Here is a 22,738-nt window from a genome sequence, read left to right on the forward strand (position 1 = left end):
ACCGGGTGGTGCTTGCGGCTACGCGCCGGGGGCTGGCGGAGCTGCTGGGGAGGCGACGGGGGGAGCGGGCGGGGGTGTAGTTTTTCGCCCCCGCCGCCCCTACCCGTCCCTACCCGTCCCGTCCTTCTGGGGCTCCGCCCCAGACCCCGCTCCTCAAACTCCCCCAGAGGGGGGACCCCCAAGGGGCTGGAAGGCCCGGGCCCTACGCGCCCAAATGCCGCTCCACGAACTCCATTTCCAGACGTACCTGCTTGATGCGCTCGTCCACGACCAGTGACCCGTGTCCCGCGTCGTAGCGGTACACCTCGTGGACCGCGCCCCGCTTCTCCAGGCGCTTCACGTAGTTGTCGATCTGCCGGATCGGGCACCGTGGGTCGTTCACGCCCGCCGAGATGTACACCGGCGCCTTCACCGCGTCGACGTACGTCAGCGGTGACGACGCCTCGAACCGTTCCGGAACCTCCTCCGGTGTGCCGCCCAGCAGCGTCCGGTCCATCGCCTTCAGCGCTTCCATCTCGTCGTGGTACGCCGTGACGTAGTCCGCGACGGGCACCGCCGCGAGACCCAGCGCCCACGCGTCGGGCTGGACGCCGAGGCCGAGAAGCGTGAGGTAGCCGCCCCAGGAGCCGCCGGTCAGGATCAGCCGGTCGGGGTCCGCGAGGCCCGAGGCCACCGCCCATTCCCGTACCGCCGCGATGTCCTCCAGCTCGATCAGACCGACCCGGTGCTTGAGGGCGTCCGTCCACTCACGCCCGTACCCGGTGGACCCCCGGTAGTTGACCCGTACCACCGCGTACCCGTGGTCGACCCACGCCGCCGGTCCCGCCGCGAACGAGTCGCTGTCGTGCCAGGTGGGACCGCCGTGGATGTCGAACACCGTGGGCAAGGGCCCCGCCGTCCCCGCCGGCTTCTGCACCAGGGCGTGGATACGGCCCCCCGGTCCTGCCACCCACACGTCCTCCACCGGCACCGAACCCGGCGACTTCAGTCCGGGCGGGTCCAGGACCACCGCTCCCGTCGTCGAACGCACCGACGACGGCTGCGCGGCCGACGACCACAGGTACTCCACGCTGCCGTCGGGCCGGGCCGTCGCCCCCGAGACGCAACCGGCGGGCGTCGGCACCTTCACCAGTTGCCGCGACCCCAGGTCGTAGCGGAACAGTTCGCTGCGCGCCTCGAAGCCGTGCGCGACGAGCAGTCCCGAACCGTCCGGATACCACTCGGCGCTCACGTCACCCGGCAGGTCGAGGGCGAGGTCCGTCTCCTCCCCGCTCGCCACGTCCCACACCAGCGGCTCCCAGCGGCCCCGGCGCTGATGCCCGACGAGCAGCCGGGTGTCCCCCTCGACGGGCGCGAAGCCCAGCACCTCCAGGCCCAGTTCCTCCGCGCCCCCCTTGGTGTCGTCGAGCTCGGCGACCGTCGTACCGTCCGGGCGCAGCACGCGCAGCGCCGAGTGCATCGCGTCGCCGTGCTCCGTGTGCTCGATCGCGATCAGCGAGCCGTCGTGCGAGAGGTCGCCGACGCCCGCCGACTCGCGGTGCCGGTAGATCACCGTCGGGGGCGTGCCCGCCACCGCCAGGTGGATCGTCGTACCGTCCTCGTCGGTCGAGCGGCCCACCACCGCCGTACGGCCGTCCCGGCCCAGCGCCAGCCCCGCCGGGTACGAGGCCTCCAGACCGGGGGTCGCGAACTCGTCCTCGGCGCCCGCCGCTCCTCCCCCGAACGGCTGCCTGCGCCATACGCCGAACTCGTCGCCGTCCTTGTCGTCGAACCACCAGATCCACTCGCCGTCGGGTGACAGCACGCCGTCCGTCGTGCCGTTCGGCCGGTCGGTCACCTGGCGCTGCTCGCCCGTGGCCCGGTCCCAGGCGTACAGCTCGTACGTCCCCGTCGCGTTGGACACGAACAGGGACCGGTCCGGCGCGTCCTCCGCCCAGTCGGGCAGCGACACCCGCGGCGCCCGGAACCGCTTCTCCCAGTCCGGCAATGCGGTGTCCGGCGTAGTGGTGGTCGGCGTGGACCCGTTGCTCTCAGTCATGACCCCATACTGCCCGCCCGCCACGACATTCCGCCGCCGAGGTCCCCAGCCTGTGGAAAACCTCGCGGACGATCAGACATATCCACAGGCCGACCCGATTGTCAGTGCCCGGGTGCAGACTCTGCCCCATGACCGACACCACCGAACTGCGCGAGACAGTCGAGAGGTTCTGGGCGACCGCCGAGGCCCGGGACTGGGACGCGTTCGCCGACACCCTGGCCGACGACGTCGTCTACACCCTGCCCCAGACGCGGGAGCGGATCAACGGCAAGGAGCGGTTCGTCCGGTTCAACCGGGAGTATCCGGGCGACTGGCACCTGCGGACGGAGCGCGTGGTCGCCGAGCCGGGGCAGGTCGTCACCTGGCTGCGCTTCACGGTGGGGCAGGAGGAGACGCACGCCCTGACCTTCTTCACCGGGGACGAGAAGGGGAACATAGCCACCATCACCGACTTCTGGCCCGAGCCCTACGAGCCCCCGGCGAGCCGGGACCACCTGACGGCGCTGACGGAACGGTGCTGACGGAACAGTACTGACCTCGGGCCCGGTCCGAGTCGGCCCACCCCGCGGGCCCGGCACCGAACCCCGGCCCGTACCGTGGACGGCGTGTACCGGTTTCTGCTGACGCCCCGTTGGTGGGGGATCAACGTCTTCGTGCTGCTCGCCATCCCCTTCTGCGTGTTCATGGGGTCGTGGCAGCTGAGCCGGTTCGAGGACCGGGTGCAGGACCACCGGACCGCCACCGAGGAGGTCTCCGCCGAGAAGCAGGAGGCCGCCAGGCCGCTCGCCCAGCTGCTGCCCGTCGACAAGAAGACGTCCGGGGACCGCGTCACCGTCAGCGGACGGTACGGCAAGCAGCTGCTCGTCCCCGGCCGGCAACTGGACGACCGGAGCGGCTTCTACGTACTGACCCTGCTGCGCACCGACGAGGGCAAGGCGCTGCCCGTCGTACGCGGCTGGCTGCCCGGTACCGCCGACGCCGCGAAGGCCCCCGCCGCGCCCGCCGGAGAGGTCACCGTCACCGGTGCGCTCCAGGCGTCCGAGACGCCGGGGTCCAACGGGGTGAGCGCGGCCGGTGGCCTCCCGGCCGGGCAGACCGGTGCGATCAGCGCGGCCTCGCTGGTGAACCTCGTGCCGTACGACCTGTACGACGCCTGGGTGACCCTCGACAAGGGGGACTCGGGGATGCGGGCCGTACCGGCGACCGCGCCCGCCGACACCGGGCTCGACCTGAAGGCGTTCCAGAACCTCGGCTACACCGGTGAGTGGTTCGTCTTCGCGGGGTTCGTCGTCTTCATGTGGTTCCGGCTGGTGCGCCGCGAGGCGGAGTTCGCACGGGACGCGGAACTGGGGCTCACGCCTGCCGAAACGCCCTCCGAACCGCCCTCCGGAACGCACTCCGCCGAATCGGCGCGGGAAGGCGCCACCGCCTGACCCGGGCCGTGACGGCATCGGCGGAACCACGTCCGCCGCGCCCGCCACGCCCGCCGCGTCCTCATTCTCCAGGGCCCGGCGGATCGTGCGGTGCTGATTCATCCGCATCCACGTCCAGCGCGACGCCGCCCAGTTTGTCCGGGTTGGTGACGATGTAGACGCCGGACACCTGGTCGCTTTCCGGGGTGAGGTCCATGACCATCACCGCGTAGGGGGAGTCGCCCGCGAACACCACGGCCGAGGGGTCTCCGTTGACGTGCCGGTAGCGGACGTCGAAGCCCTCCGGGCGCCGGGACGCGTAGCCGGCCAGCAGGCGGGCGGCCTTCTCCCTGCCCTGGACCGGCCGCAGGCCCGCCCCTTGGCGCTTGCCTCCGCCGTCGATCCACACGGTCACGTCCGGTGCGAGGATCTCCATGAGGGCGCCGACATCGCCGCCGAGCGCGGCGGCGACGAACCGTTCGGTCGCCTCCCGCTGGACCCGGGGGTGGGTCTGATAGCGGGGACGGCGGGCATGGACGTGCTGACGGGCTCGGTGCGCGAGCTGGCGTACGGCCGAAGGGCTGCGGTCGAGGACGTCCGCGATCTCGGAGTGGACGTAGCCGAACACCTCGTGGAGCACGAACACGGCTCGTTCCAGCGGGGTGAGAGTCTCCAGGACCACCAGCATCGCCATCGACACCGATTCCGTGCGCAGCGCCCGGTCTGCCCCATCGACCCCGTCGGCGACGACCGTCGCGCCCTCGACACCGGTCACCAGGGGCTCGGGCAGCCACGGCCCGACGTAGGCCTCGCGCCGTCGGCGGATACTGGCCTGCCGGGCGAGCGCGTGGTTCACCGCGATCCGCACCAGGTAGGCGCGCGGGTTGGCGACCTCCTTCAGCGGCGACCGGCGGGCTCTGCCCGTCCACGACAGCCAGGTCTCCTGGAGGACGTCCTCGGTGTCGGCGACACTGCCGAGCATGTTGTAGACGATGGAGAACAACAGCTCGCGGTGGCCGATGAACACCTGCGTGACGGCGTCGCCGGCCAGGTTGTCGGCCGTACTCTCCCCCGCTGTCTCCTTCGCTCCCTCTGCCGGGCTGTCTGCCGGGCTCTCTGACATGTCCTGCCTCCTGTGTCGTGGCTCCCCTGTGAGATGCACGGCACTGGTCGGAGTGTGACATCCCGGGATCCCTGGGCCCCGGCATCCCGGGATGTCACACCCTGCGGTGCCCGACTCTCTTTGACAGCGACAGGGGCTCGAACCACGGGCCGGGGCTGCTCCGGCGCTCGCCGTGGTGGGCCGTGGGAGTTGTACGAGAGGTGAAAGCCCGTGAACATCGTCATTTTCGGGGCCAACGGCCCTACCGGACGGCAAGCCACCGCGCAGGCCATGGCCGAGGGACACACCGTCACCGCCGTGACCCGTCGGCCCGATGCCTTCCCGGTCGGCGGCCCTCTGCTGCGCGTCGTCGACGGGGACGTACACGATGCCGGTGCGGTCGAGGGCGCCGTGGCGGGCCAGGACGCGGTGATCTCGACCCTGGGAGTTCCCTTCGGCCGAACCCCCGTCACCGTCTACAGCGTGGGGATCTCCCACATCACCCAGGCCATGGCCCGGCACGACGTCACCCGCCTCGCCTGCGTGACCTCCACCTCCATCAGCGGGCAGGAGTCGCCGGACGACGGATTCCTCTTCCGTAAGGTGCTGGAGCCCGCCATCGTGCGCTTCGTGGGACGCACCGTGTACGAGGACATGCGGCGCTCGGAGGAGATGGTGCGGGGCAGTGACTGCGACTGGACGATCGTCCGCCCCGCCGGCCTCTTCGACGCTGCTGCCGTCAGCGACTACCAGCTGGCCGCGGGACCGCGGCTGCCCGGTCGGTTCACCTCCCGCGCGGACCTGGCCGACGCGCTGCTGCGCCAGGTGGTCGACGGCCGTCATCCGCGCGCCGTGGTCGAGGTGCGCACCACGGAGGGGGCTCCGACCATCCTCGACGTCATCCGGAAGGAGGCGTTCGGCGGCAAGAAGGCCAAGGCGCAGTAGGGGAACAAGCAGTGCCGGTGCTGTGTCGGCTATGCCGTCTCCGCTATGACTCCGGTCCTGTACACCACGCCCGCGCACGCGTTCGGGACCGTGGCCGTCACCGTGGGCGAGCCGGTGGCCGGTGTGTAGGACACCGCCACCTTGCCGTCGGCCGGGGTGCCGTCCTCCGTGTGCAGCTGCGTCGAGGTGCCGCTGTCGCCGCCGGTCGAGGTGGTCGCGGCCGCGTCGGGGGTCTCGCTCGGTGTGGGACTCGGCGACTCGGTGGGGCCGCCCGTGGTGCCGCCGTCGGTGGTCGCGCCGGTCGTGGGGCAGGTCTCCGAGGGCACCCAGGCGAACCGCACCGTGTAGGCGGCGCCGGGCCGCAGCACCAGTCCGCTGACCGCGAGGGACGGGTCGGGCAGGCCGCCGGCCGCGTCACCCGACGTGTGGTCGGCGGTGGTCACCTCCGCCGAGTCGGCGGCGCCCAGCGCCTGCGTCGCCACGGTGCCGACATCGCTGACCGTGCACGGGGTGGTGGAGACGTTGACGACGCGGAACGTGCCGTAGACCGCTCCGGTGGCGTCGGGCTCGCCGACGGAGCCGGTGGCCGAGCCCAGCTGGACCGGGTCGCAGGAGGCCGGGGGCAGGGGGGTGCTCATCGGATCGGCGGCCCCGGTCGCGCTGCCTCCGGTGCCGCCCTTGGGCGGGGTCTGCGCACTGCCGGGGGGGCTGCTCACCGGCGGGATCGAGACCGTGCCGGAGGTGCCCCCCGAGGTGCTCTCGCCGCCGTCCGGGTCCGCGCCCGTGCCCTTGTCCTCCTTGGTGTGCGAGCCGTGGCCCGCGGTGAGGGAGGGGTCGGCGGCGGCGCCGGTGACGTTCGAGACGTGCAGCAGGGCCGGGACGGCCGTGCCGATGAAGAGCGCGGCGGCGGCCATACCGATGGCGGCGTGACGCTTGCGGGCCCGGCGGGCGGGCACGGCGCGTCGAAGATGCTCCAGCACGGCGTCGGTCGGCTGGATCTGGCCCACCGCCTGGTGCAGCATCGTCCGCAGTGCCAGCTCGTCCGAGTCGAGCCCGTCCAGGCTCTGGCCGTCGGGGCCGTGGTTCACAGTTCCGTTCCCAGCGTGCGATTGCTTGTGCTCTTGCTCGTGGCGGCGGCCTGGTCCGTGGGCTCCGGTCGGCCAACTCCCGTTGGCTCGGGACCCGTTGGATGAAACCTTACCGGCCGGGAATTCCGCGGACCGGAAACCGCCGGTCCCCGAGCCGGCACCTCGGGGCCACTCGTACCCCTGACCCTGACCCTGACCCTGACCTTGCCCCTGACCTTGCCCCTGGTCCTGACCTTGCCCCTGGTCCTGGTCCTGACCTTGCCCCTGATACTGGCCTGATCCCTGCTCCTGCGACGGATCCCGTTCCTGACCGTGCCCCTGACCCTGACCCTGGTCGCTCATGCCGGTTCCTCCATGGCGATACGCAGCGCGGCGATCCCCCGCGAGCCGTACGCCTTCACCGAGCCGAGCGATACGCCCAGCGTCTCGGCGACCTGGGCCTCGGTCATGTCGGCGAAGTAGCGCAGGACGAGAACCTCGCGCTGGCGGCGCTGGAGGCCCTTCATCGCCTTGATGAGGGAGTCACGCTCGAGCAGGTCGTACGCCCCCTCCTCCGCGCTCGCCATGTCCGGCATCGGCTTGGACAGGAGCTTCAGGCCGAGGATGCGGCGGCGCAGCGCGGAGCGGGAGAGGTTCACCACCGTCTGGCGGAGATAGGCGAGCGTCTTCTCCGGGTCACGTACGCGCTTGCGCGCCGAGTGGACCCGTATGAAGGCCTCCTGGACGACGTCCTCGCAGGACGCGGTGTCGTCGAGGAGGAGCGCGGCGAGGCCGAGGAGGGAGCGGTAGTGGGCGCGGTACGTCTCGGTCAGGTGATCGACCGTGGTCCCCGCTGCCGCCGCGCTCTCGTCGACGCCTTCACGCTGGTTGGGTATGCGGGCCGGCCGCGCCGCGGGCATCGGCGCGATCACCGGCATGCCGCCGGGCACCCCGGGCATACGGAGTCGGCTCGGTGGACGCAGGGCCGTGCCGCGCGTCGCCGCTCTGAAGTCGAGTACCTCTGCCACGCATGTTGGACACGCCTCCCCCCATCAGGGTTGTACGCATCCGGCATCCTTCTTGCGCCATCCGACACAGCCACCCTCATGCGTCCCGCTCTTCCCCTAAATTCCAAGGTGACCACGCGTCCCCACGCATGGTCACGGTGTCCTCACACCCCGGAAAGGACGACCGCAAAGACGCTCCCCGCCCTCCGCGTGGTTGCGGGGAGCGGGGAGCAAAATTCTCGGGACCAACGGGCCCGGATCCCGGATGCGGACATTTACCGACCGACCGCACCACAGTACTCACGTGGATCCTACAAACGTTTTTTGCCACCACCAGCGTGATTTTAAGACAAGATCACCACATCGCGACCTACCGCGACAGAGGGTGAGCGGGGTGCGGTCAGGCCCGCTCGGCCGCGACAAGCTCAGCGATCTGGACCGTGTTGAGCGCGGCTCCCTTGCGCAGGTTGTCCCCGCACACGAACAGTTCCAGCGCGGTCGGGTCGTCCAGGGCCCGCCGGACCCTGCCGACCCAGGTGGGATCCGTGCCGACGACGTCCACGGGGGTGGGGAACTCGCCCGCCTCCGGGTTGTCGAACAGGACGACTCCGGGGGCGGTCGCGATGATCTCCCGCGCTCCGGCGACGGTGACCTCGCCCTGGAAGCGGGCATGGACGGTCAGCGCGTGCACGGTGACGACGGGCACTCGTACGCAGGTCACGGCCATGGGAAGGGCCGACAGCCCGAGGATCTTGCGGGACTCGTCCCGCAACTGCATCTCGTCCGACGACCAGCCGTCCGCCCTCGCCGACCCGGCCCACGGTACGACGTTCAGCGCGACCGGCTCCGAGAACGGCCCTGTCCCCTCGCCCACGGCCCGCCGTACGTCTCCGGGGCTGGTCCCCAGTTCCGTACCGGCGACCAGGGACAGTTGCCGGCGCAGGGTGTCGACGCCGGCCCGGCCCGCACCGCTCACCGCCTGATAGGTGGAGACCACCAGCTCACGCAGGCCGTACTCGGCGTGCAGCGCGCCCAGGGCGACGATCATGGAGAGGGTCGTGCAGTGCGGGTTGGCGATGATGCCGCGAGGGCGCTGCCGTATCGCGTGCGGATTGACCTCCGGTACGACGAGCGGCACGTCGCGGTCCATCCGGAAGACGCCCGAGTTGTCGATCACGACCGCGCCCTTGGCGGCGGCAATCGGCGCCCACCGCTCGGCGATCTCGTCCGGCACGTCGAACATCGCGACGTCGACGCCGTCGAAGACCTCCTCCGACAACGCCACCACCTCGACCTCCTCACCGCGCACGGTCAGCTTGCGCCCGACCGAACGCGGGGAGGCAACGAGACGGATCTCGCCCCAGATGTCCGCATGCTGGGACAAAATCTGAAGCATGACGGCACCGACGACACCGGTCGCTCCCACGACAGCGAGCGTGGGGCGCACGGCGGATCCGGGCACGGCCACAGATCCGGTCGCGGCCGAACGGCGCCCGGGGGCCAACCCGGTCGCGGCCGACCGAGAAGCGACCGGCCCGGCCCCGACAGCCGCCGAAGAACCGCCCGACCCCATCACGGCGGCCGATCGGGACACGGCCGCCGATCCGGTCGCCGTGGGTCCGGACACGGCCGCCGATCCGGTCGCCGTCACTCCGGGCACGGACACCGATCCGGCCGCCGTCCACCCGGGCACCGCCACCGCCCCAGGCGCCGTAGCTCGAGGCACGGCCATCAGCGGCCGGTGCCTCCGTAGACCACCGCTTCGTCGCTGTCGGAGTCGAGGCCGAAGGCCGAGTGGACGGCGCGGACTGCCTCGGGGACGTCGTCCTGGCGGGTGACGACCGAGATGCGGATCTCGGAGGTCGAGATGAGCTCGATGTTCACGCCCGCGTCGGACAGCGCCTGGAAGAAGGACGCGGTGACGCCCGGGTTGGTCTTCATCCCCGCGCCGACCAGCGAGATCTTGCCGATCTGGTCGTCGTAACGCAGCGATTCGAAGCCGATGCCGACCTTCGACTTCTCCAGGGCGTCGATGGCCTTGCGGCCCTCGGCCTTGGGGAGGGTGAAGGAGATGTCCGTCAGACCGGTCGACGCCGCCGACACGTTCTGCACGATCATGTCGATGTTGATCTCCGCGTCCGCGATCGCGCGGAAGATCACCGCGGCCTCACCCGGCTTGTCCGGGACGCCGACGACCGTGATCTTGGCTTCGGAGACGTCGTGGGCGACTCCGGAGATGATGGCGTGCTCCACCTGCTGGTCCCCTTGCCACTCGGGCTTCTCGTTGCTGACCCAGGTGCCCGGCAGTCCGGAGAAGGACGAGCGGACGTGGATCGGGATGTCGTAACGGCGGGCGTACTCCACACACCGGTGGAGCAGCACCTTGGAGCCGGACGCGGCCAGCTCCAGCATGTCCTCGGAGGAGATCCAGTCGATCTTCCGGGCCTTCTTCACCACGCGCGGGTCGGCGGTGAACACACCGTCGACGTCGGTGTAGATCTCGCACACCTCGGCGTCGAGGGCGGCGGCCAGCGCGACGGCGGTGGTGTCGGACCCGCCGCGCCCCAGCGTGGTGATGTCCTTCTTGTCCTGGCTGACGCCCTGGAACCCGGCGACGATGGCGATGTTGCCCTCGTCCAGCGCGGTCCGGATACGGCCCGGCGTGACATCGATGATCCGGGCTTTGTTGTGGACCGAGTCGGTGATGACGCCTGCCTGACTGCCGGTGAACGACTGGGCCTCGTGGCCCAGGTTCTTGATCGCCATGGCCAGCAGGGCCATGGAGATCCGCTCTCCGGCGGTCAGCAGCATGTCGAACTCACGCCCGGCAGGCATCGGAGACACCTGCTCGGCGAGATCGATCAGCTCGTCCGTCGTGTCGCCCATCGCGGAAACGACGACGACCACTTGGTGGCCGTTCTTCTTCGCTTCCACGATTCGCTTGGCGACACGCTTGATGCCCTCGGCATCGGCTACGGATGAGCCTCCGTACTTCTGCACGACAAGGCCCACGTGCGCTCCTCGCTCAGTCCGTCTGCGGTCGGCTCAGTCTAACGAGCGGCCGAATTCCCCCTTCGGGGTATCGCATGGTGAGATGTCCCGCTCACCGCAGCGATCTTCGGCCGCTCAGCGGGGCTCCTGCCCATCCGCCCGTGGGATACGCGTTGCCGCTGTGATTTTAGTTTCAAGGACTAAGGTTCGCCTGTGCGTGTACTCCTGGTGGAAGACGATGAACCGGTGGCCCAGTCGCTGCGGCGCGGCCTGCTGCGCTACGGCTTCGAGGTGGCCTGGGTGTCCACGGGAGGCGCGGCGCTCAGCCACACCGATCCGTACGACGTCGTCCTCCTCGACCTCGGCCTGCCCGACACCGACGGTCTGGACGTCTGCCGGGCGCTGCGCGAACGCGGCGACGTCCCGATCATCGTCATCAGCGCGCGCAGCGACGAGACGGACCGCGTCGTCGGCCTGGAGCTCGGCGCGGACGACTACGTCTCCAAGCCCTTCGGCGTACGAGAGGTCATCGCGCGCATACGAGCGGTGATGAGGCGTGTCCAGCCGCGCGCCCAGACCGACGCCGGCCCCGACCGCTACGGCAGTCGCCTGACGATCGACCGCAAGGCCGCCCGCGTCCGCCTGGACGGCGACGAGGTCGCCCTCGCCCCCAAGGAGTACGACCTGCTGGCGTTCCTCACCGAGGAGCCGGGCGCGCTGATGTCGCGCGAGCAGATCATGGAGGCGGTCTGGGACGCGAACTGGTTCGGGCCGACGAAGACCCTCGACGTTCATGTGGCGGCGCTGCGGCGGAAGCTGGAGGGCGCGATCGCGATCGAGGCGGTACGGGGGGTCGGCTTCCGGCTGGAGATCGTCAAGGACGCTGAGCCCTCGTGAACCGTCAGCTCATCCGCAGTTACATCCTGCTCGTCGCGGTGGCCATCCTGCTGTTCACGGTGCCGGTGGCCTTCACGCTCACCGACCAACTGCGGGACGACACCCGGCAGTCCGTCCTGCGCGAGGCCAAAACCATGGCGTTGCTGCTGGGCACCGGAGACCGCATCTCGTGCGGGGCCCTGACCGAGGTGGCCAGGGCCTACGGCGCGGCGACACCCGGCGACGTCCAGGTCACCCCCACCAGCAACTGCGCTCCGGACCTGCCGAGGCCCACCGCGGACGCGGCCCTGACCCGGGCCCTGGACGGGAACCGCTCCACGACCGACTGGGGTTCCGACTTCATCTGGGGCAAGAGCCTTACGATCACCGTCCCCGCGCGGGGCGAGTCGGCCGTACGGATCGTGTACTCGACGTCGGACATGACCAACCGGCTGTGGAGCATCTGGGGTTTCCGCGCCGGGCTCGCCGTGCTCGTCCTGGCCGCCGCCGCCGCGATCGGGGCGTACGCCGCCCGCCGGATCACCGCTCCCCTCCGCGAACTCAACGGTATGGCAAGCAAGTTCAGCGACGGCGACCTGACCGCGCGCTCGCGGGTGACGGGCCCGCCCGAGACCCAGACGCTGGCCCGCACCCTCAACCAGGGTGCCGAGCGCCTCGACACCCTGGTCGCCTCACAGCGGATCTTCGTGGCGGACGCCTCGCACCAACTCCGTACCCCGCTCACGGCGTTGCGCCTGTCGCTGGACAACATCGCGGACGGCACCGACGACGAGTTCGTACGGGAGGACGTGGAGCAGGCGACCGCGGAAGTGGTCCGGATGAGCCGCCTGGTCAACGGGCTGCTGGTGCTGGCCCGCGCCGAGGCGAAGGTCACGGCGACGGAACCGCTGTCCCTCGGGGACATCGTGGACGAACGCCTGTCGGTGTGGAGGCCGGCCGCCGACGAGCGCGGAGTCACCATCGCGCTCAAGGGGAGTGGGGGTGTCGACGGCCGGCTGCTTGTGCTGGCCAGCCCCGGTCATCTGGACCAGGTACTGGACAACGTTCTGTCGAACGCCCTGGAGGTCTCACCGGACGGCGGGACGATCACCGTACGGGCGCAACCTCGGGGCGACGTAGTGGAGTTGACGGTGTCGGACGAGGGTCCCGGCATGTCGGACGCCGAGAAGTCCCGCGCCTTCGACCGCTTCTGGCGCGGCCAGGGCCTCACCGGGCGCTCCGGCTCGGGTCTCGGCCTCGCCGTCGTCAAACAGTTGGTGACGGACGACGGCGGCACGGTGACCCTGGCGGACGCGCCCGGGGGCGGGTTGTGCGTGGTGATCAGCTTGCGGGCGGCGGCTCAGAAGAGCGCCGGCTGACCTTCGGTGGTACGGCCGATCAGCCCTCGGGCATCGCCGACGAGTGGTGGCTGACGATCTTCCAGTTGCCGTTCCGCTTCTCGTACTCGTACGAGTAGCGCGCCTCGACGACCTTCTTCTTGCCGGTGGCCTTGTCCGTGAGCGTGAACTGGTACACGCCGGAGTCGAGCGCGGAGTCGCTGTCGAGGATGTCGATGTGCGTCTCGATCTTCTTGCCGACCGGCTTGTTCTGGAGGAAGTGCTCCATGTAGTCGACGATCTCGGCGCGGTCGGAGCGGACCTCGTTGGAGAGGGTGGGCAGCAGGACCGCGTCCGGGGCGTAACGGTCGGCGACAACCTGCGGGTTGCCGGTCTGCAGGGCGGCGTTCCAGCCGTCGAAGAGGGCGGCTATCTGCTTCTCGGAGGGCTTCTCGGGCTGGTCGCCACCCGCCGCACTGATCCCGACCGTCACCGTGGCGGCGGCGGCAAGGGCGGTGGCGGTGACGAGGGCGGCGCGGATGCGGGTCTTGCGGGTCATCGCAACTCCTGTACGGGTGAGGTGGTTTACCCCCTCCGCAGCTCCTGCGGTGGAAGTGACTCCAGCCTCTCTTTCTGCGGGTTAGCGCCCGTGCAAGAGACGTACAGGGCCCGGGAAGGGCCACCCCAATTCACGCAGGGCGACAGCCCGCTCACGCCTCGCGCCCACGGGCTCCACCATCGGTCCGCCGGTCCTGCCCAGGACGCTCACACTCGCCCCAGTACGGTGAGGCCGGTCCCCAACTCCCGCCTCTCAAGAGGAGAAGCCCCCGTATGACCTCCCGGCAGAAGCTGTTCACGCTCGGCACGACGGCGGTGGCCGTCGCACTGACGCTCACCGGATGCGGCGCCGGTCCGACGGACAGTGCCGACGGCGCTGCCGCGAGCCCCGCGGCGAAGGGTGCCGTCACCGAGGCGCAGGCGGCGAAGATCCTCGACACCTACGAGTCGGTCAACAACAAGGCCAACGCCCAGCAGGACTCCGCCCTGTTGGACACCGTGGAGGGCGGGCAGCTGTACGAGCAGAGCAAGGCCGACTACCGAGTGTTCGGGACCAAGTCGAAGAAGGAGCAGGCCGAATACCGCACGCCCTTCCACTACACCGGCCGGAAGTACTGGATCCCGGCCGGCAAGGACTGGTTCGCGGTGACGACCAGGGACAGTGGCTCCAAGAGCGAGGCGCTGCTGGTCTTCGGCAAGCAGTACGGCGACTGGAAGATGATGTCGGCCGTCCACTCGGAGGTACCGCTCCCCGCGATCGCCACCGACGACTCGGGCCTCGCCACCGCCGTCGACCCCGGCACCCGCGTCGGCACGCTCGCCCCGAACCAGATCTCGGCGGCGTACGAGGACCTGTACGCGACCGGCGGCACCAAGGCCGGCGCGGGCATCTCGCACACCACCGAGGCGGCGAAGGACGCGATCGAGACCCACGCCAAGCGCGACAACGGCAAGAACGCGAAGTACGCGACCGTCACGTACGTCGCCACACCCGCCGAGTTCGACACGGTCTACGCCCTGCGCCTCAAGGACGGCGGCGTCCTGGCGGCGCTGCCGACCGCGCACGCCTCCCAGTACGTGCTGAAGGCCGCCTACCGCGAGAACTACAGCATCACCCCGACCGAGGTGGAGTCGGCCTTCAACGGCCGCGAGCGGGACACCGTGGTGAACACCTACCAGGGCATGGCCCTGGCCGTCCTCCCGAAGACGGGGAAGCCGTCGGTGACGGCCCGCGAGTACCGGATCGTGGACTCGCAGTAACGTCCCCCTGGGCACGCGGGGCGGCCCCGCCCCGGCAGGTCGGCCAGGGGGCCGGCTACCTCACCGTCCGCAGCCCCAGCGGCTCCGCGATCTCCTCCACCATCACCTTGCCGGCCTCCTCCGCCAGGGTCTCGTCGCCGAGATCCTGGTCGGTGTCCAGGCCGTCCAGCTCCTGCAAGGGCTGGTTCAGGCGGACGTGGGCGACCAGGGACTGCAGGGCGCGCAGGGTCGCGGACGCCGTCGAGCCCCAGTTGGAGAAGTAGGAGAACTGCCACCACCACAGGGCCTCCGTGGTGCGGCCGGCGCGGTAGTGGGCCATGCCGTGGCGGAGGTCGGCGATGACGTCGGCCAGGTCGTCGGAGATACGCGCCGGGACCGGGGCCTTGCGGGGCTCGTAGGGGTCGAAGACCTCCGAGTAGACGTCCACCGGGTCCAGCATCAGCGCCAGCCGTTCGCGGATGTCGTCCACGTCCGGTTCCGGGCCCATGTCGGGCTCGTAGCGCTCGTCCGGGAGGATGTCCTCGTGGGCGCCGAGGCGGCCGCCGGCCAGCAGGAGCTGGGAGACCTCCAGGAGGAGGAAGGGCACCGCCGAGTCCGGCTCGTCGCCCTTCGCCACCTCGGTGACGGCCACCAGGAAGCTCTCCACCTGGTCGGCGATCTGGACCGCGAAGTCGTCGGGGTCCTGCCTCGTGTTGTACAGCGTGGCGTCAGACATCTAGGAGTCGTCTCCCCTCGAAGGCGCGGCCAAGGGTCACCTCGTCCGCGTATTCCAGGTCGCCGCCCACAGGGAGGCCGCTGGCCAGGCGGGTGACCTTGAGGCCCATGGGCTTGATCAGGCGGGCGAGGTACGTCGCTGTGGCCTCGCCCTCCAGGTTCGGGTCCGTGGCCAGGATCAGTTCCGTGATCGAGCCGTCGGCGAGACGGGCCAGGAGCTCCCTGATCCGCAGGTCGTCCGGGCCCACGCCCTCGATGGGGCTGATCGCGCCGCCCAGGACGTGGTACTTGCCCCGGAACTCACGGGTCCGCTCGATCGCCACGACGTCCTTGGGCTCCTCGACGACGCAGATGACCGTCGTGTCCCGGCGCGGGTCGCGGCAGATGTTGCACAGCTCCTCCTGCGCGACGTTCCCGCAGGTCGCGCAGAAACGGACCTTCGCCTTCACTTCCAGGAGCGCGTGCGCGAGCCGCCGTACGTCCGTGGGCTCCGCCTGAAGGATGTGGAAAGCGATCCGTTGCGCGCTCTTGGGACCGACGCCGGGGAGTCGCCCCAGTTCGTCGATGAGGTCCTGGACCACGCCTTCGTACAACGGACTGCCTTTCCTGGTGCTTCAGCACAACGGTTCACGGTTCCCGGTGCACGGTTCGCCGGTTCTTGGTTCCGTCCGGCCTGCTGTACGTACCGTAGTTGGCCTCTGCCCGCCTGAGGAAGGCGGGACGGGGGGCGCGGCGAGGCGAACGTCAGAACGGCAGGCCCGGGATGCCACTTCCGCCGCCGCCCAGACCCTGGGCCAGCGGGCCCAGCTTCTGCTGCTGAAGCTGCTGCGCGTTCTCGTTCGCCGCCTGTACGGCCGCCACGACCAGGTCGGCGAGCGTCTCGACGGTCTCTTCAACAGATGCAGCCTCCGGGTCGACCGCCTTCGGGTCGATCTTGAGGGCCCGCAGTTCGCCGGCGCCCGTCACGGTCGCCCTGACCAGACCGCCGCCCGCCTGCCCGTCGACCTCGGTCCGCGCCAGCTCCTCCTGCGCGTTCGCCAGGTCCTGCTGCATCTTCTGGGCCTGCTGGAGCAGCTGCTGCATGTTGGGCTGGCCACTACCGGGGATCACGATCAGCTCCTCGTCGTCTGTAGTCGTCGTTGCCTGTAGTCGTCGTTGCCTGTAGTCGTCGTTGCCTGTAGTCGTCCACAGATATCCGCAGTTGTCCGCAGATATCTGTGGTCGTCCGTACCGAAATCCGCGTTCAGCACGAGCCTACGTGGTCAAGTCGGCCGTCGCTCCAGCACTCTTTCGAGTGAGCCGGTCCCCTGGCCTACACCTGACCAAGAGCCCCTTCCGAGCGGAAAAGATCCGAAAGCCCGGTTACCGCCACCCATTGGGCGGTAGGAATGGGGCCGCGCGACAGCTTTACAACAGCACCAGCACGTCACGCGGGCACCCCTACGGTGTCACGCACTGTGACGGATTGTGGTCAGTCTGCTCAGGTGAGGGAGTGCCGGGTGAGCCAGCCGGAGATGCAGCCCGAGGGGCCGTCTCAGAGACCGCCCCACGACGGGCGGAGCGAAGGTCCCACCGGACTGGGCTTCGCCGGGCTGCGGCCCGGAGACCTCACCGGACGGCCCTTCCCGCTCGGAGACTGGGGTGAGCCGGCGCCTCGCCTCGACGAGCTGTACCGGTGGGTGGAGCAGGGGGCCCTGGAGACGTCGGCCTGGTACCTCGCCGACCGGGTCTGGAAGCGCCGGGGCGCCCGGGTGCTGCGTACGGGCGCCGCGCTCGGGGCGGTCGCCGGGGCCGCGCTGCCGCTGTTCGACCTCACCGGGGTGATGGGCGGGGTCGCCCCCTGGGGGTATCTGGCGCTGCTGATCGCCGTGGCGTGCGTGGGCGTCGACCGGTTCTTCGGGGTCACCTCGGGCTGGATAAGGGACGTCGCCACCGCGCAGGCCGTGCAGCGACGGCTTCAGGTACTGCAGTTCGACTGGGCTTCGGAGAGCGTACGAGAGGTACTGGGCCCCACGGAGGGAACGGCGGGCGAGGCCGCCGACCGGTGCCTCGGGGTACTGCGACGCTTCTCGGAGGACGTGACGGAGCTGGTGCGGGCGGAGACGGCGGACTGGATGGTGGAGTTCGGGACGGGCTCCGCGCCGCTGGGCATCCAGTCGGCGGGCATGGGAACGCCCCGCCAGGACGCGACGGTGCACCAGGGCCGCTTCGGGGTCGCCCCGGGGGCCCGCCCGAACATGCCCCGGCAGAGGCCGCCTGAGGCGCGCTGACGTGAGGTGACGTGACGTGACGTGAGGAAACCCGGCGGGGATTACCCGGCGGGGTTTCCTCACGTCAGCGCGGCCCCTTGCACAGCCCCCTCAGCCCCCTCAACCCCCGGAGGAGTCGTCGCACAACCGCTCCCCCTCAGTAGACGTGCACGGGATGTGCCCGTTGTTTCTGATGGCCGTCTGGCCGTGGTTTCTCACGTAGTTGAGGAAGCTGCCGGCGAGTGAGGCGGCGGGCAGGTCGCCGTAGGTGTAGGCGTATTCGACGCCCCGGTACGGGTAGGGGCTCTCGGCGTACTCGATCGCGTTGACGTCGGCGCCGTCGCCGTCGAGCGGCACCCGGGTCACGGTCCGGCGGAGGATCGCCTGACCGAGTTCGCTGTAGCCGATCGCGCCCCGCGTCGCCGCGACCTTCTGCAACACGTCCTCCGTGTTGTCGAGTTCGCAGCGCACCGGCGCGGAATCGTCCTCCTTGAGGTCGCAGCCCAGCGAGGTGCTGGGTACGCCCTCCCACTTCCCGTCGAGAACCCGGTCCTGGAAGACCTGCCGGGTGCCGGAGTCGGCGTCCCTGCTGACCAGCACCACGCGCCAGTGCGGCAGCGCCCGGTCGAGCTCGTCCCAGTATCCGACCGTCCCGGAGTAGACGCGCCGCACCTGCGCCAGGGTCAGGCCCCGCTGGAGGCGGAGCCCCTTGTCGGCGACCAGGGTGAAGACGGACAGGGCGACCGGCTCGGCCCGCAGTGCGGGGCCCGCGCTCTTGTTGCGGCCGTCGGAGAACGCGATCGTCGACGCCCGGCTGCTCCTCGACTCGCCCTCCATGTCGGCCAGTTCACCCACACCGGAGGTACTGCCACGCGCCTCGACCTTGATGTCGGAGCCCTCGCAGTCCTTGTCGTACTCCCGGGCCAGTTCCTTCGCCACGAGTGCGAAGGCGGTCGAGCCGACGACCGTCAGCGTGCCCTTCTCGCAGCCGAGCGGCGCCGGAGTGTCGTCACGGACGATGACGATGCTCGCGAGGGTGACGACGGAGGCCGTGAGGATGACGGCGATCAGCCGGGCCGCCCGGCTGAACACGGGCGGCTTGTCGTCCGGCGTCGCACTGCGGTTGGGGTGCACCTCGCCTTCGCGGATACCGCCGACGAGCCTGATGTCGCACCCCACGTCACCGCCGGACAGCAGCACGAGCAGCTTGAAGTGCTCGCCCCGGTTGAGCGGGACGCGCGGGATGCGCAGGGTGTTGCCGCCGACGTCGTAGCCGAAGCCCGCGTGCGGGGTGAAGTGGCTCATGAGGTGGTCGATGCCGGACGGCTGGGTGACCGACACACCGTGGATGGCGCGATCGGTGAACTCCACGGTGAGACCGTGCAGTTCACGGCTGGTGTAGTCCTCGTGGGCGATGGCCTGCGAGCCGTCGTTCTCGATGCGCAGCAGCACGAGGGTGGCCCGGTGCATGCCGGGCGCCTCGTCGAACAGCCCGAGCCGGACGTTCGCCCGGCCGGTCTGGACGCCGTCGCCTATCGGGTTGTCCATCTGCACGCGGTACCCGACGCGTTTACGGCGCGGTACCCGGCGCTCGTACCAGATCATGACCGCCGAGGCGGCGATACCGACGGCCGCCGTCCCCACGGCAACGATGTTCTCTGCGCTCAGCCACTCCATGTGGGTGCCCCCGCAAGCCCCAGAGCCGGACGGTAACCGGACGACAGCCGGACCGACAGTGCGGTCACTCTACGATCGTCGACACCCCAAGTCCCTTACCGGGAAAGGAAGTTCGCCTGACGTTCAGCTGTCCTTCCCATACGTCAGCTGAGCCTCGCCGCCCGTCGTCGCCCGCCGCAGCTTGCCGTCCCCGAGCAGGGTGAGCGTCGAGGCGGCGCCCGGGGTGCAGGCGGAGGCCGGTTCGCCGGAGGTGACCTGGGTCGGGCCGATCCTCAACTGGGCGCCCTTGGCGGGACGTTCGGTCAGGGAGGCGACGAACTCGCAGTGGTAGACACCCGTGTCCGTGAGCCCGTCGGCGACCAGGGTCAGGATCTGGTCGCCCACCTTGCCCCGGGTGATGGTCAGTTGGCGCGTGTTGTGGCCCGAGGCGTTGTCGATCGAGGCGGTCCAGCTGCCGACGAAGCCGGACGGTACGCGGGCCGGTGGCGGCGAGACCGACCGGCTGGGCGAGGTCGGTGTGGTGCCGCTCGGCGAGGGGGCCGGGGTGTCGTCGCCGTTGTCGTTCAGCAGGGCGTAGATGGACGCGCCCGCGCTGAGGACGACGACCAGCGCGGTGGCGCCGAGGGCCATCGACAGCCGGGACCTCTTGCTCCGCCGCACAGGTTCCGCGTACCGCCCCGAATAGGGCACTCGCGTGCCCGGGGGCGTCGTGCTCCACGCGGGCGGTATGGCGGGCTCTTCGAGCGTCGGGTCCCCCGGCCAGACAGGAATCCGTTGGCTGTCGCCTGGCGTGGCGGCGAAGGGCTGCGCATGGTGCGGGGGATGGCCGTGGGCGGATTGCAGCGGCGGGGCGGTGGGCGGGGCGTGCTGGGTCGGGACGTCATCCGGCGCATCCACGCTGCCCCTCTCCTCCAGCACCGCCGTATGCCCCTTCCCGGGCACCCCCTCGGCCGCCTCCGCCTCGAGTAACTCCACCGCGTGCCGCCCCAGTTGGGCGACCAGTGGGCCCGGCAGCCAGGTGTCGCGCTCGTAGCCCGCCGCGACGGCGTCCGCCGACACCCCCGTACGTTCCAGGATCTGTTGCGGGGTGGGGCGCTGGGCCGGGTCCTTGTGGAGGCAGGCGCGGACGAGCTCGGCCATGCCGTCCGGGACGCCCGTCAGATCGGGTTCCTCCTGGGCTATGCGGAACATCATGGCGTGGGCCCCGCTGCCGCCCCCGGCGAAGGGCAGCTCGCCCGTGGCGGCGTACGCGAGGACGGAACCGAGGCAGAAGACGTCGGCGGCGGCGGTGATCCGGTCGCCCCGCACCTGTTCGGGCGCCATGAATCCGGGTGAGCCGATGAGCGCGCCCGCGCGGGTGAGGCCGCCCTCCGCGACGGTCTCCAGGGCGCGGGCGATCCCGAAGTCGATGACGCGGGGCCCGTCGATGGTGACCAGCACGTTGGACGGCTTGAGGTCCCGGTGGACGATCCCGGCGGCGTGGATGTCCTGGAGGGCGTGCGCGAGCCCGGCGGCAAGGATGCGCACCGAGCGCTCGGGCAGCGGCCCGTGGTCGTGCCCGACGACCTGCCGCAGGCTCGGCCCGGCGACGTACCCGGTGGCCAGCCACGGCACGTCGGCCTCCGTGTCGGCGTCGAGGACGGGCGCCGTCCAGCGCCCCCCGACGCGCCGCGCGGCGGCGACCTCCCGGCGGAACCGGTCCCGGAACTCGTCCTGCTCGGCCAGCTCCCGCCGGACCAGTTTGACGGCGACCGTGCGCCCCCGTTCGGAGCGCGCGACGTACACGTGCCCCATACCGCCCGCACCGAGCCGCGCCACCAGCCGGTACGCCCCTATCCACACCGGATCCCCGTCCCGGAGCTTGTCCATACGCGTGCCGCCTCCCCCGTCTCCCCTCCCCCGCACCCCCCTACTTCCCTCTCGGGACACGCGACAACCTGTCGCGTAAAGCGCCCTCCCGCAGACAGCACGCCGATTTCCAGCCGTCACCCGGGACCTCTACGCTCGCGGCATGACCCCTCAGCCCGATCCGCAGACCGGCGCGGCCGTGAAGGCCGCCGACCGTGCGCACGTGTTCCACTCCTGGTCCGCGCAGGAGCTCATCGACCCGCTCGCCGTCGCCGGTGCCGAGGGGGCGTACTTCTGGGACTACGACGGCAGACGGTATCTGGACTTCACCAGTGGGCTGGTCTTCACGAACATCGGCTACCAGCACCCGAAGGTCGTCGCGGCCATTCAGGAGCAGGCCGGGAAGATGACGACGTTCGCGCCCGCCTTCGCCGTCGAGGCGCGCTCGGAGGCGGCCCGGCTGATCGCTCAGCGCACCCCGGGCGACCTGGACAAGATCTTCTTCACCAACGGTGGCGCCGACGCCGTCGAGCACGCCGTGCGCATGGCCCGGCTGCACACCGGCCGGCCCAAGGTGCTGTCCGCCTACCGCTCCTACCACGGCGGCACCCAGCAGGCCGTGAACCTCACCGGCGACCCCCGCCGCTGGCCCTCCGACAACGGCAGCGCCGGGGTCGTGCACTTCTGGGCGCCCTATCTCTACCGGTCGAAGTTCTACGCGGAGACCGAGGAGCAGGAGTGCGCACGTGCACTCCAGCACCTCGAGGACACCATCACCTTCGAGGGCCCGTCCACGATCGCCGCGATCATCCTGGAGACCATCCCGGGCACCGCCGGCATCATGATCCCGCCGCCCGGCTATCTCGCCGGGGTGCGCGCGCTGTGCGACCAGTACGGGATCGTCTTCGTCCTGGACGAGGTCATGGCCGGGTTCGGGCGGACCGGCGAGTGGTTCGCCGCCGACCTGTTCGACGTCGTGCCCGACCTGATGACCTTCGCCAAGGGCGTCAACTCCGGCTACGTCCCCCTCGGCGGGGTGGCGATCTCCGGCGCCATCGCCGAGACGTTCGCCACTCGCCCCTACCCCGGCGGCCTCACCTACTCCGGGCACCCCCTCGCCTGCGCCGCCGCCGTCGCCACACTGACCGTGATGGCGGAGGAGGACATCGTCGGGCAGGCCGCCCGCACCGGCGAGAACATCCTCGGACCGGGACTCAGGGAGCTGGCCGCGCGTCACCCGAGCGTCGGCGAAGTGCGCGGTACGGGCGTCTTCTGGGCCCTGGACCTCGTACGGAACAAGGAGACCCGGGAGCCGCTGGTGCCGTACAACGCCGCTGGTGAGGCCAACGCGCCCATGGCCGCGTTCGGCGCCGCCGCGAAGGCGAACGGGCTGTGGCCGTTCATCAACATGAACCGCACCCATGTCGTCCCGGCGTGCAACGTCTCCGCGGCCGAGGCCAAGGAGGGACTGGCCGCGCTGGACGCCGCGCTTTCGGTCGCCGACGAGTACACCGAGTAGTCGACCGAGTGGTCCGCAGTAGTCGTCGGGAAGGGCAACGGCGAGTGCACCGGGGAGTCCGCCGAGGAGTCCCCCGGGGAAGAATCTCGCCGGAACCCGAACGCGTAAGGTGACGTGCTCGTAGACATAAGCGAGTAG

20 protein-coding genes are annotated in these 22,738 nt (G+C 70.5%); 8 read left to right on the forward strand and 12 right to left on the reverse strand.

Annotation, left to right across the window (positions count from 1 at the left end; translation table 11 throughout):
- Positions 1 to 202: 202 nt before the first annotated feature.
- Positions 203 to 2,038, reverse strand: a complete 1,836-nt coding sequence (locus ADL01_RS28315) for a prolyl oligopeptidase family serine peptidase (RefSeq protein WP_053744831.1) — start codon at positions 2,036 to 2,038, stop codon at positions 203 to 205.
- 128 nt (positions 2,039 to 2,166) lie between these two features.
- Between ADL01_RS28315 and ADL01_RS28320 the strand changes: the two genes are divergently transcribed.
- Positions 2,167 to 2,559: a nuclear transport factor 2 family protein gene (locus ADL01_RS28320; protein ID WP_053744832.1), complete on the forward strand. Its 393-nt coding sequence runs from the start codon at positions 2,167 to 2,169 to the stop codon at positions 2,557 to 2,559.
- 84 nt (positions 2,560 to 2,643) lie between these two features.
- A complete protein-coding gene (locus ADL01_RS28325; RefSeq protein WP_199834953.1) occupies positions 2,644 to 3,471 on the forward strand; it encodes an SURF1 family protein in 828 nt (275 codons plus the stop codon).
- 61 nt (positions 3,472 to 3,532) lie between these two features.
- Here ADL01_RS28325 and sigJ read toward each other — a convergent pair whose 3' ends face one another.
- Complete coding sequence (sigJ, locus tag ADL01_RS28330; protein WP_078960799.1) at positions 3,533 to 4,573, reverse strand: RNA polymerase sigma factor SigJ; 1,041 nt, start codon at positions 4,571 to 4,573, stop codon at positions 3,533 to 3,535.
- 210 nt (positions 4,574 to 4,783) lie between these two features.
- Here sigJ and ADL01_RS28335 point away from each other — a divergent pair, with 210 nt between their 5' ends.
- The gene (locus ADL01_RS28335) at positions 4,784 to 5,497 is read left to right on the forward strand and encodes an NAD(P)-dependent oxidoreductase (protein ID WP_053744834.1); all 714 of its coding nucleotides are present in this window, start codon (positions 4,784 to 4,786) and stop codon (positions 5,495 to 5,497) included.
- Positions 5,498 to 5,526: 29 nt separating this feature from the next.
- Here ADL01_RS28335 and ADL01_RS28340 read toward each other — a convergent pair whose 3' ends face one another.
- The 4 genes from ADL01_RS28340 to ADL01_RS28355 form a co-directional block, all read right to left on the reverse strand.
- Complete coding sequence (locus ADL01_RS28340) at positions 5,527 to 6,585, reverse strand: hypothetical protein (protein WP_053744835.1); 1,059 nt, start codon at positions 6,583 to 6,585, stop codon at positions 5,527 to 5,529.
- A gap of 338 nt (positions 6,586 to 6,923) precedes the next feature.
- Entirely contained in the window at positions 6,924 to 7,592 is a 669-nt protein-coding gene (locus ADL01_RS28345; protein WP_199834954.1) for a SigE family RNA polymerase sigma factor, read from the reverse strand.
- Between the two features lie 379 nt (positions 7,593 to 7,971).
- Positions 7,972 to 8,997, reverse strand: coding sequence for an aspartate-semialdehyde dehydrogenase (locus ADL01_RS28350; protein ID WP_420719744.1), 1,026 nt, complete (start codon positions 8,995 to 8,997; stop codon positions 7,972 to 7,974).
- Positions 8,998 to 9,302: 305 nt separating this feature from the next.
- A complete protein-coding gene (locus tag ADL01_RS28355) occupies positions 9,303 to 10,583 on the reverse strand; it encodes an aspartate kinase (RefSeq protein ID WP_053744836.1) in 1,281 nt (426 codons plus the stop codon).
- Between the two features lie 192 nt (positions 10,584 to 10,775).
- Here ADL01_RS28355 and ADL01_RS28360 point away from each other — a divergent pair, with 192 nt between their 5' ends.
- The gene (locus ADL01_RS28360; RefSeq protein ID WP_053744837.1) at positions 10,776 to 11,459 is read left to right on the forward strand and encodes a response regulator transcription factor; all 684 of its coding nucleotides are present in this window, start codon (positions 10,776 to 10,778) and stop codon (positions 11,457 to 11,459) included.
- Positions 11,456 to 12,817 (forward strand): sensor histidine kinase, encoded by a 1,362-nt coding sequence (locus ADL01_RS28365; protein ID WP_053744838.1) that lies wholly within the window; start codon positions 11,456 to 11,458, stop codon positions 12,815 to 12,817. The genes ADL01_RS28360 and ADL01_RS28365 overlap by 4 nt, the downstream gene beginning before the upstream one ends.
- A gap of 19 nt (positions 12,818 to 12,836) precedes the next feature.
- Here ADL01_RS28365 and ADL01_RS28370 read toward each other — a convergent pair whose 3' ends face one another.
- Positions 12,837 to 13,334: an SgcJ/EcaC family oxidoreductase gene (locus ADL01_RS28370; RefSeq protein WP_053744839.1), complete on the reverse strand. Its 498-nt coding sequence runs from the start codon at positions 13,332 to 13,334 to the stop codon at positions 12,837 to 12,839.
- A gap of 272 nt (positions 13,335 to 13,606) precedes the next feature.
- On the opposite strand from ADL01_RS28370, the gene ADL01_RS28375 reads away from it, so the two are divergent.
- Positions 13,607 to 14,593, forward strand: coding sequence for a hypothetical protein (locus tag ADL01_RS28375; RefSeq protein WP_053744840.1), 987 nt, complete (start codon positions 13,607 to 13,609; stop codon positions 14,591 to 14,593).
- 55 nt (positions 14,594 to 14,648) lie between these two features.
- On the opposite strand, the gene ADL01_RS28380 is transcribed toward ADL01_RS28375, so the two are convergent.
- The 3 genes from ADL01_RS28380 to ADL01_RS28390 form a co-directional block, all read right to left on the reverse strand.
- Positions 14,649 to 15,308 (reverse strand): DUF5063 domain-containing protein, encoded by a 660-nt coding sequence (locus ADL01_RS28380; RefSeq protein ID WP_053744841.1) that lies wholly within the window; start codon positions 15,306 to 15,308, stop codon positions 14,649 to 14,651.
- Positions 15,301 to 15,900, reverse strand: coding sequence for a recombination mediator RecR (gene recR, locus ADL01_RS28385; RefSeq protein ID WP_053744842.1), 600 nt, complete (start codon positions 15,898 to 15,900; stop codon positions 15,301 to 15,303). Before recR ends, ADL01_RS28380 begins: the two co-directional genes overlap by 8 nt.
- Positions 15,901 to 16,051: 151 nt before the next feature.
- Positions 16,052 to 16,417 (reverse strand): YbaB/EbfC family nucleoid-associated protein, encoded by a 366-nt coding sequence (locus tag ADL01_RS28390; RefSeq protein ID WP_078960801.1) that lies wholly within the window; start codon positions 16,415 to 16,417, stop codon positions 16,052 to 16,054.
- A 389-nt stretch (positions 16,418 to 16,806) separates the two neighbouring features.
- Here ADL01_RS28390 and ADL01_RS28395 point away from each other — a divergent pair, with 389 nt between their 5' ends.
- A complete protein-coding gene (locus ADL01_RS28395) occupies positions 16,807 to 17,577 on the forward strand; it encodes an SLATT domain-containing protein (protein WP_053744844.1) in 771 nt (256 codons plus the stop codon).
- A gap of 99 nt (positions 17,578 to 17,676) precedes the next feature.
- Here ADL01_RS28395 and ADL01_RS28400 read toward each other — a convergent pair whose 3' ends face one another.
- Positions 17,677 to 19,233 (reverse strand): PstS family phosphate ABC transporter substrate-binding protein, encoded by a 1,557-nt coding sequence (locus ADL01_RS28400; RefSeq protein ID WP_053744845.1) that lies wholly within the window; start codon positions 19,231 to 19,233, stop codon positions 17,677 to 17,679.
- A gap of 123 nt (positions 19,234 to 19,356) precedes the next feature.
- Entirely contained in the window at positions 19,357 to 21,102 is a 1,746-nt protein-coding gene (locus tag ADL01_RS28405; protein WP_053744846.1) for a serine/threonine-protein kinase, read from the reverse strand.
- 142 nt (positions 21,103 to 21,244) lie between these two features.
- On the opposite strand from ADL01_RS28405, the gene ADL01_RS28410 reads away from it, so the two are divergent.
- Positions 21,245 to 22,600: an aspartate aminotransferase family protein gene (locus tag ADL01_RS28410; protein ID WP_053744847.1), complete on the forward strand. Its 1,356-nt coding sequence runs from the start codon at positions 21,245 to 21,247 to the stop codon at positions 22,598 to 22,600.
- Positions 22,601 to 22,738 lie beyond the last annotated feature (138 nt).

Origin of the sequence: Streptomyces sp. NRRL WC-3618 (assembly GCF_001280005.1) — a bacterium.
Taxonomy (GTDB): Bacteria; Actinomycetota; Actinomycetes; order Streptomycetales; family Streptomycetaceae; genus Streptomyces.

What these genes read in the sequence shown, in the direction of transcription:
- ADL01_RS28315 (WP_053744831.1), bottom strand. Translation starts at nt 2,038, where the DNA reads ATGACTGAGAGCAACGGGTCCACGCCGACCACCACTACGCCGGACACC.
- ADL01_RS28320 (WP_053744832.1), top strand. Translation starts at nt 2,167, where the DNA reads ATGACCGACACCACCGAACTGCGCGAGACAGTCGAGAGGTTCTGGGCG.
- sigJ (WP_078960799.1), bottom strand. Translation starts at nt 4,573, where the DNA reads ATGTCAGAGAGCCCGGCAGACAGCCCGGCAGAGGGAGCGAAGGAGACA.
- ADL01_RS28370 (WP_053744839.1), bottom strand. Translation starts at nt 13,334, where the DNA reads ATGACCCGCAAGACCCGCATCCGCGCCGCCCTCGTCACCGCCACCGCC.
- ADL01_RS28375 (WP_053744840.1), top strand. Translation starts at nt 13,607, where the DNA reads ATGACCTCCCGGCAGAAGCTGTTCACGCTCGGCACGACGGCGGTGGCC.
- ADL01_RS28380 (WP_053744841.1), bottom strand. Translation starts at nt 15,308, where the DNA reads ATGTCTGACGCCACGCTGTACAACACGAGGCAGGACCCCGACGACTTC.
- ADL01_RS28400 (WP_053744845.1), bottom strand. Translation starts at nt 19,233, where the DNA reads ATGGAGTGGCTGAGCGCAGAGAACATCGTTGCCGTGGGGACGGCGGCC.
- ADL01_RS28405 (WP_053744846.1), bottom strand. Translation starts at nt 21,102, where the DNA reads ATGGACAAGCTCCGGGACGGGGATCCGGTGTGGATAGGGGCGTACCGG.
- ADL01_RS28410 (WP_053744847.1), top strand. Translation starts at nt 21,245, where the DNA reads ATGACCCCTCAGCCCGATCCGCAGACCGGCGCGGCCGTGAAGGCCGCC.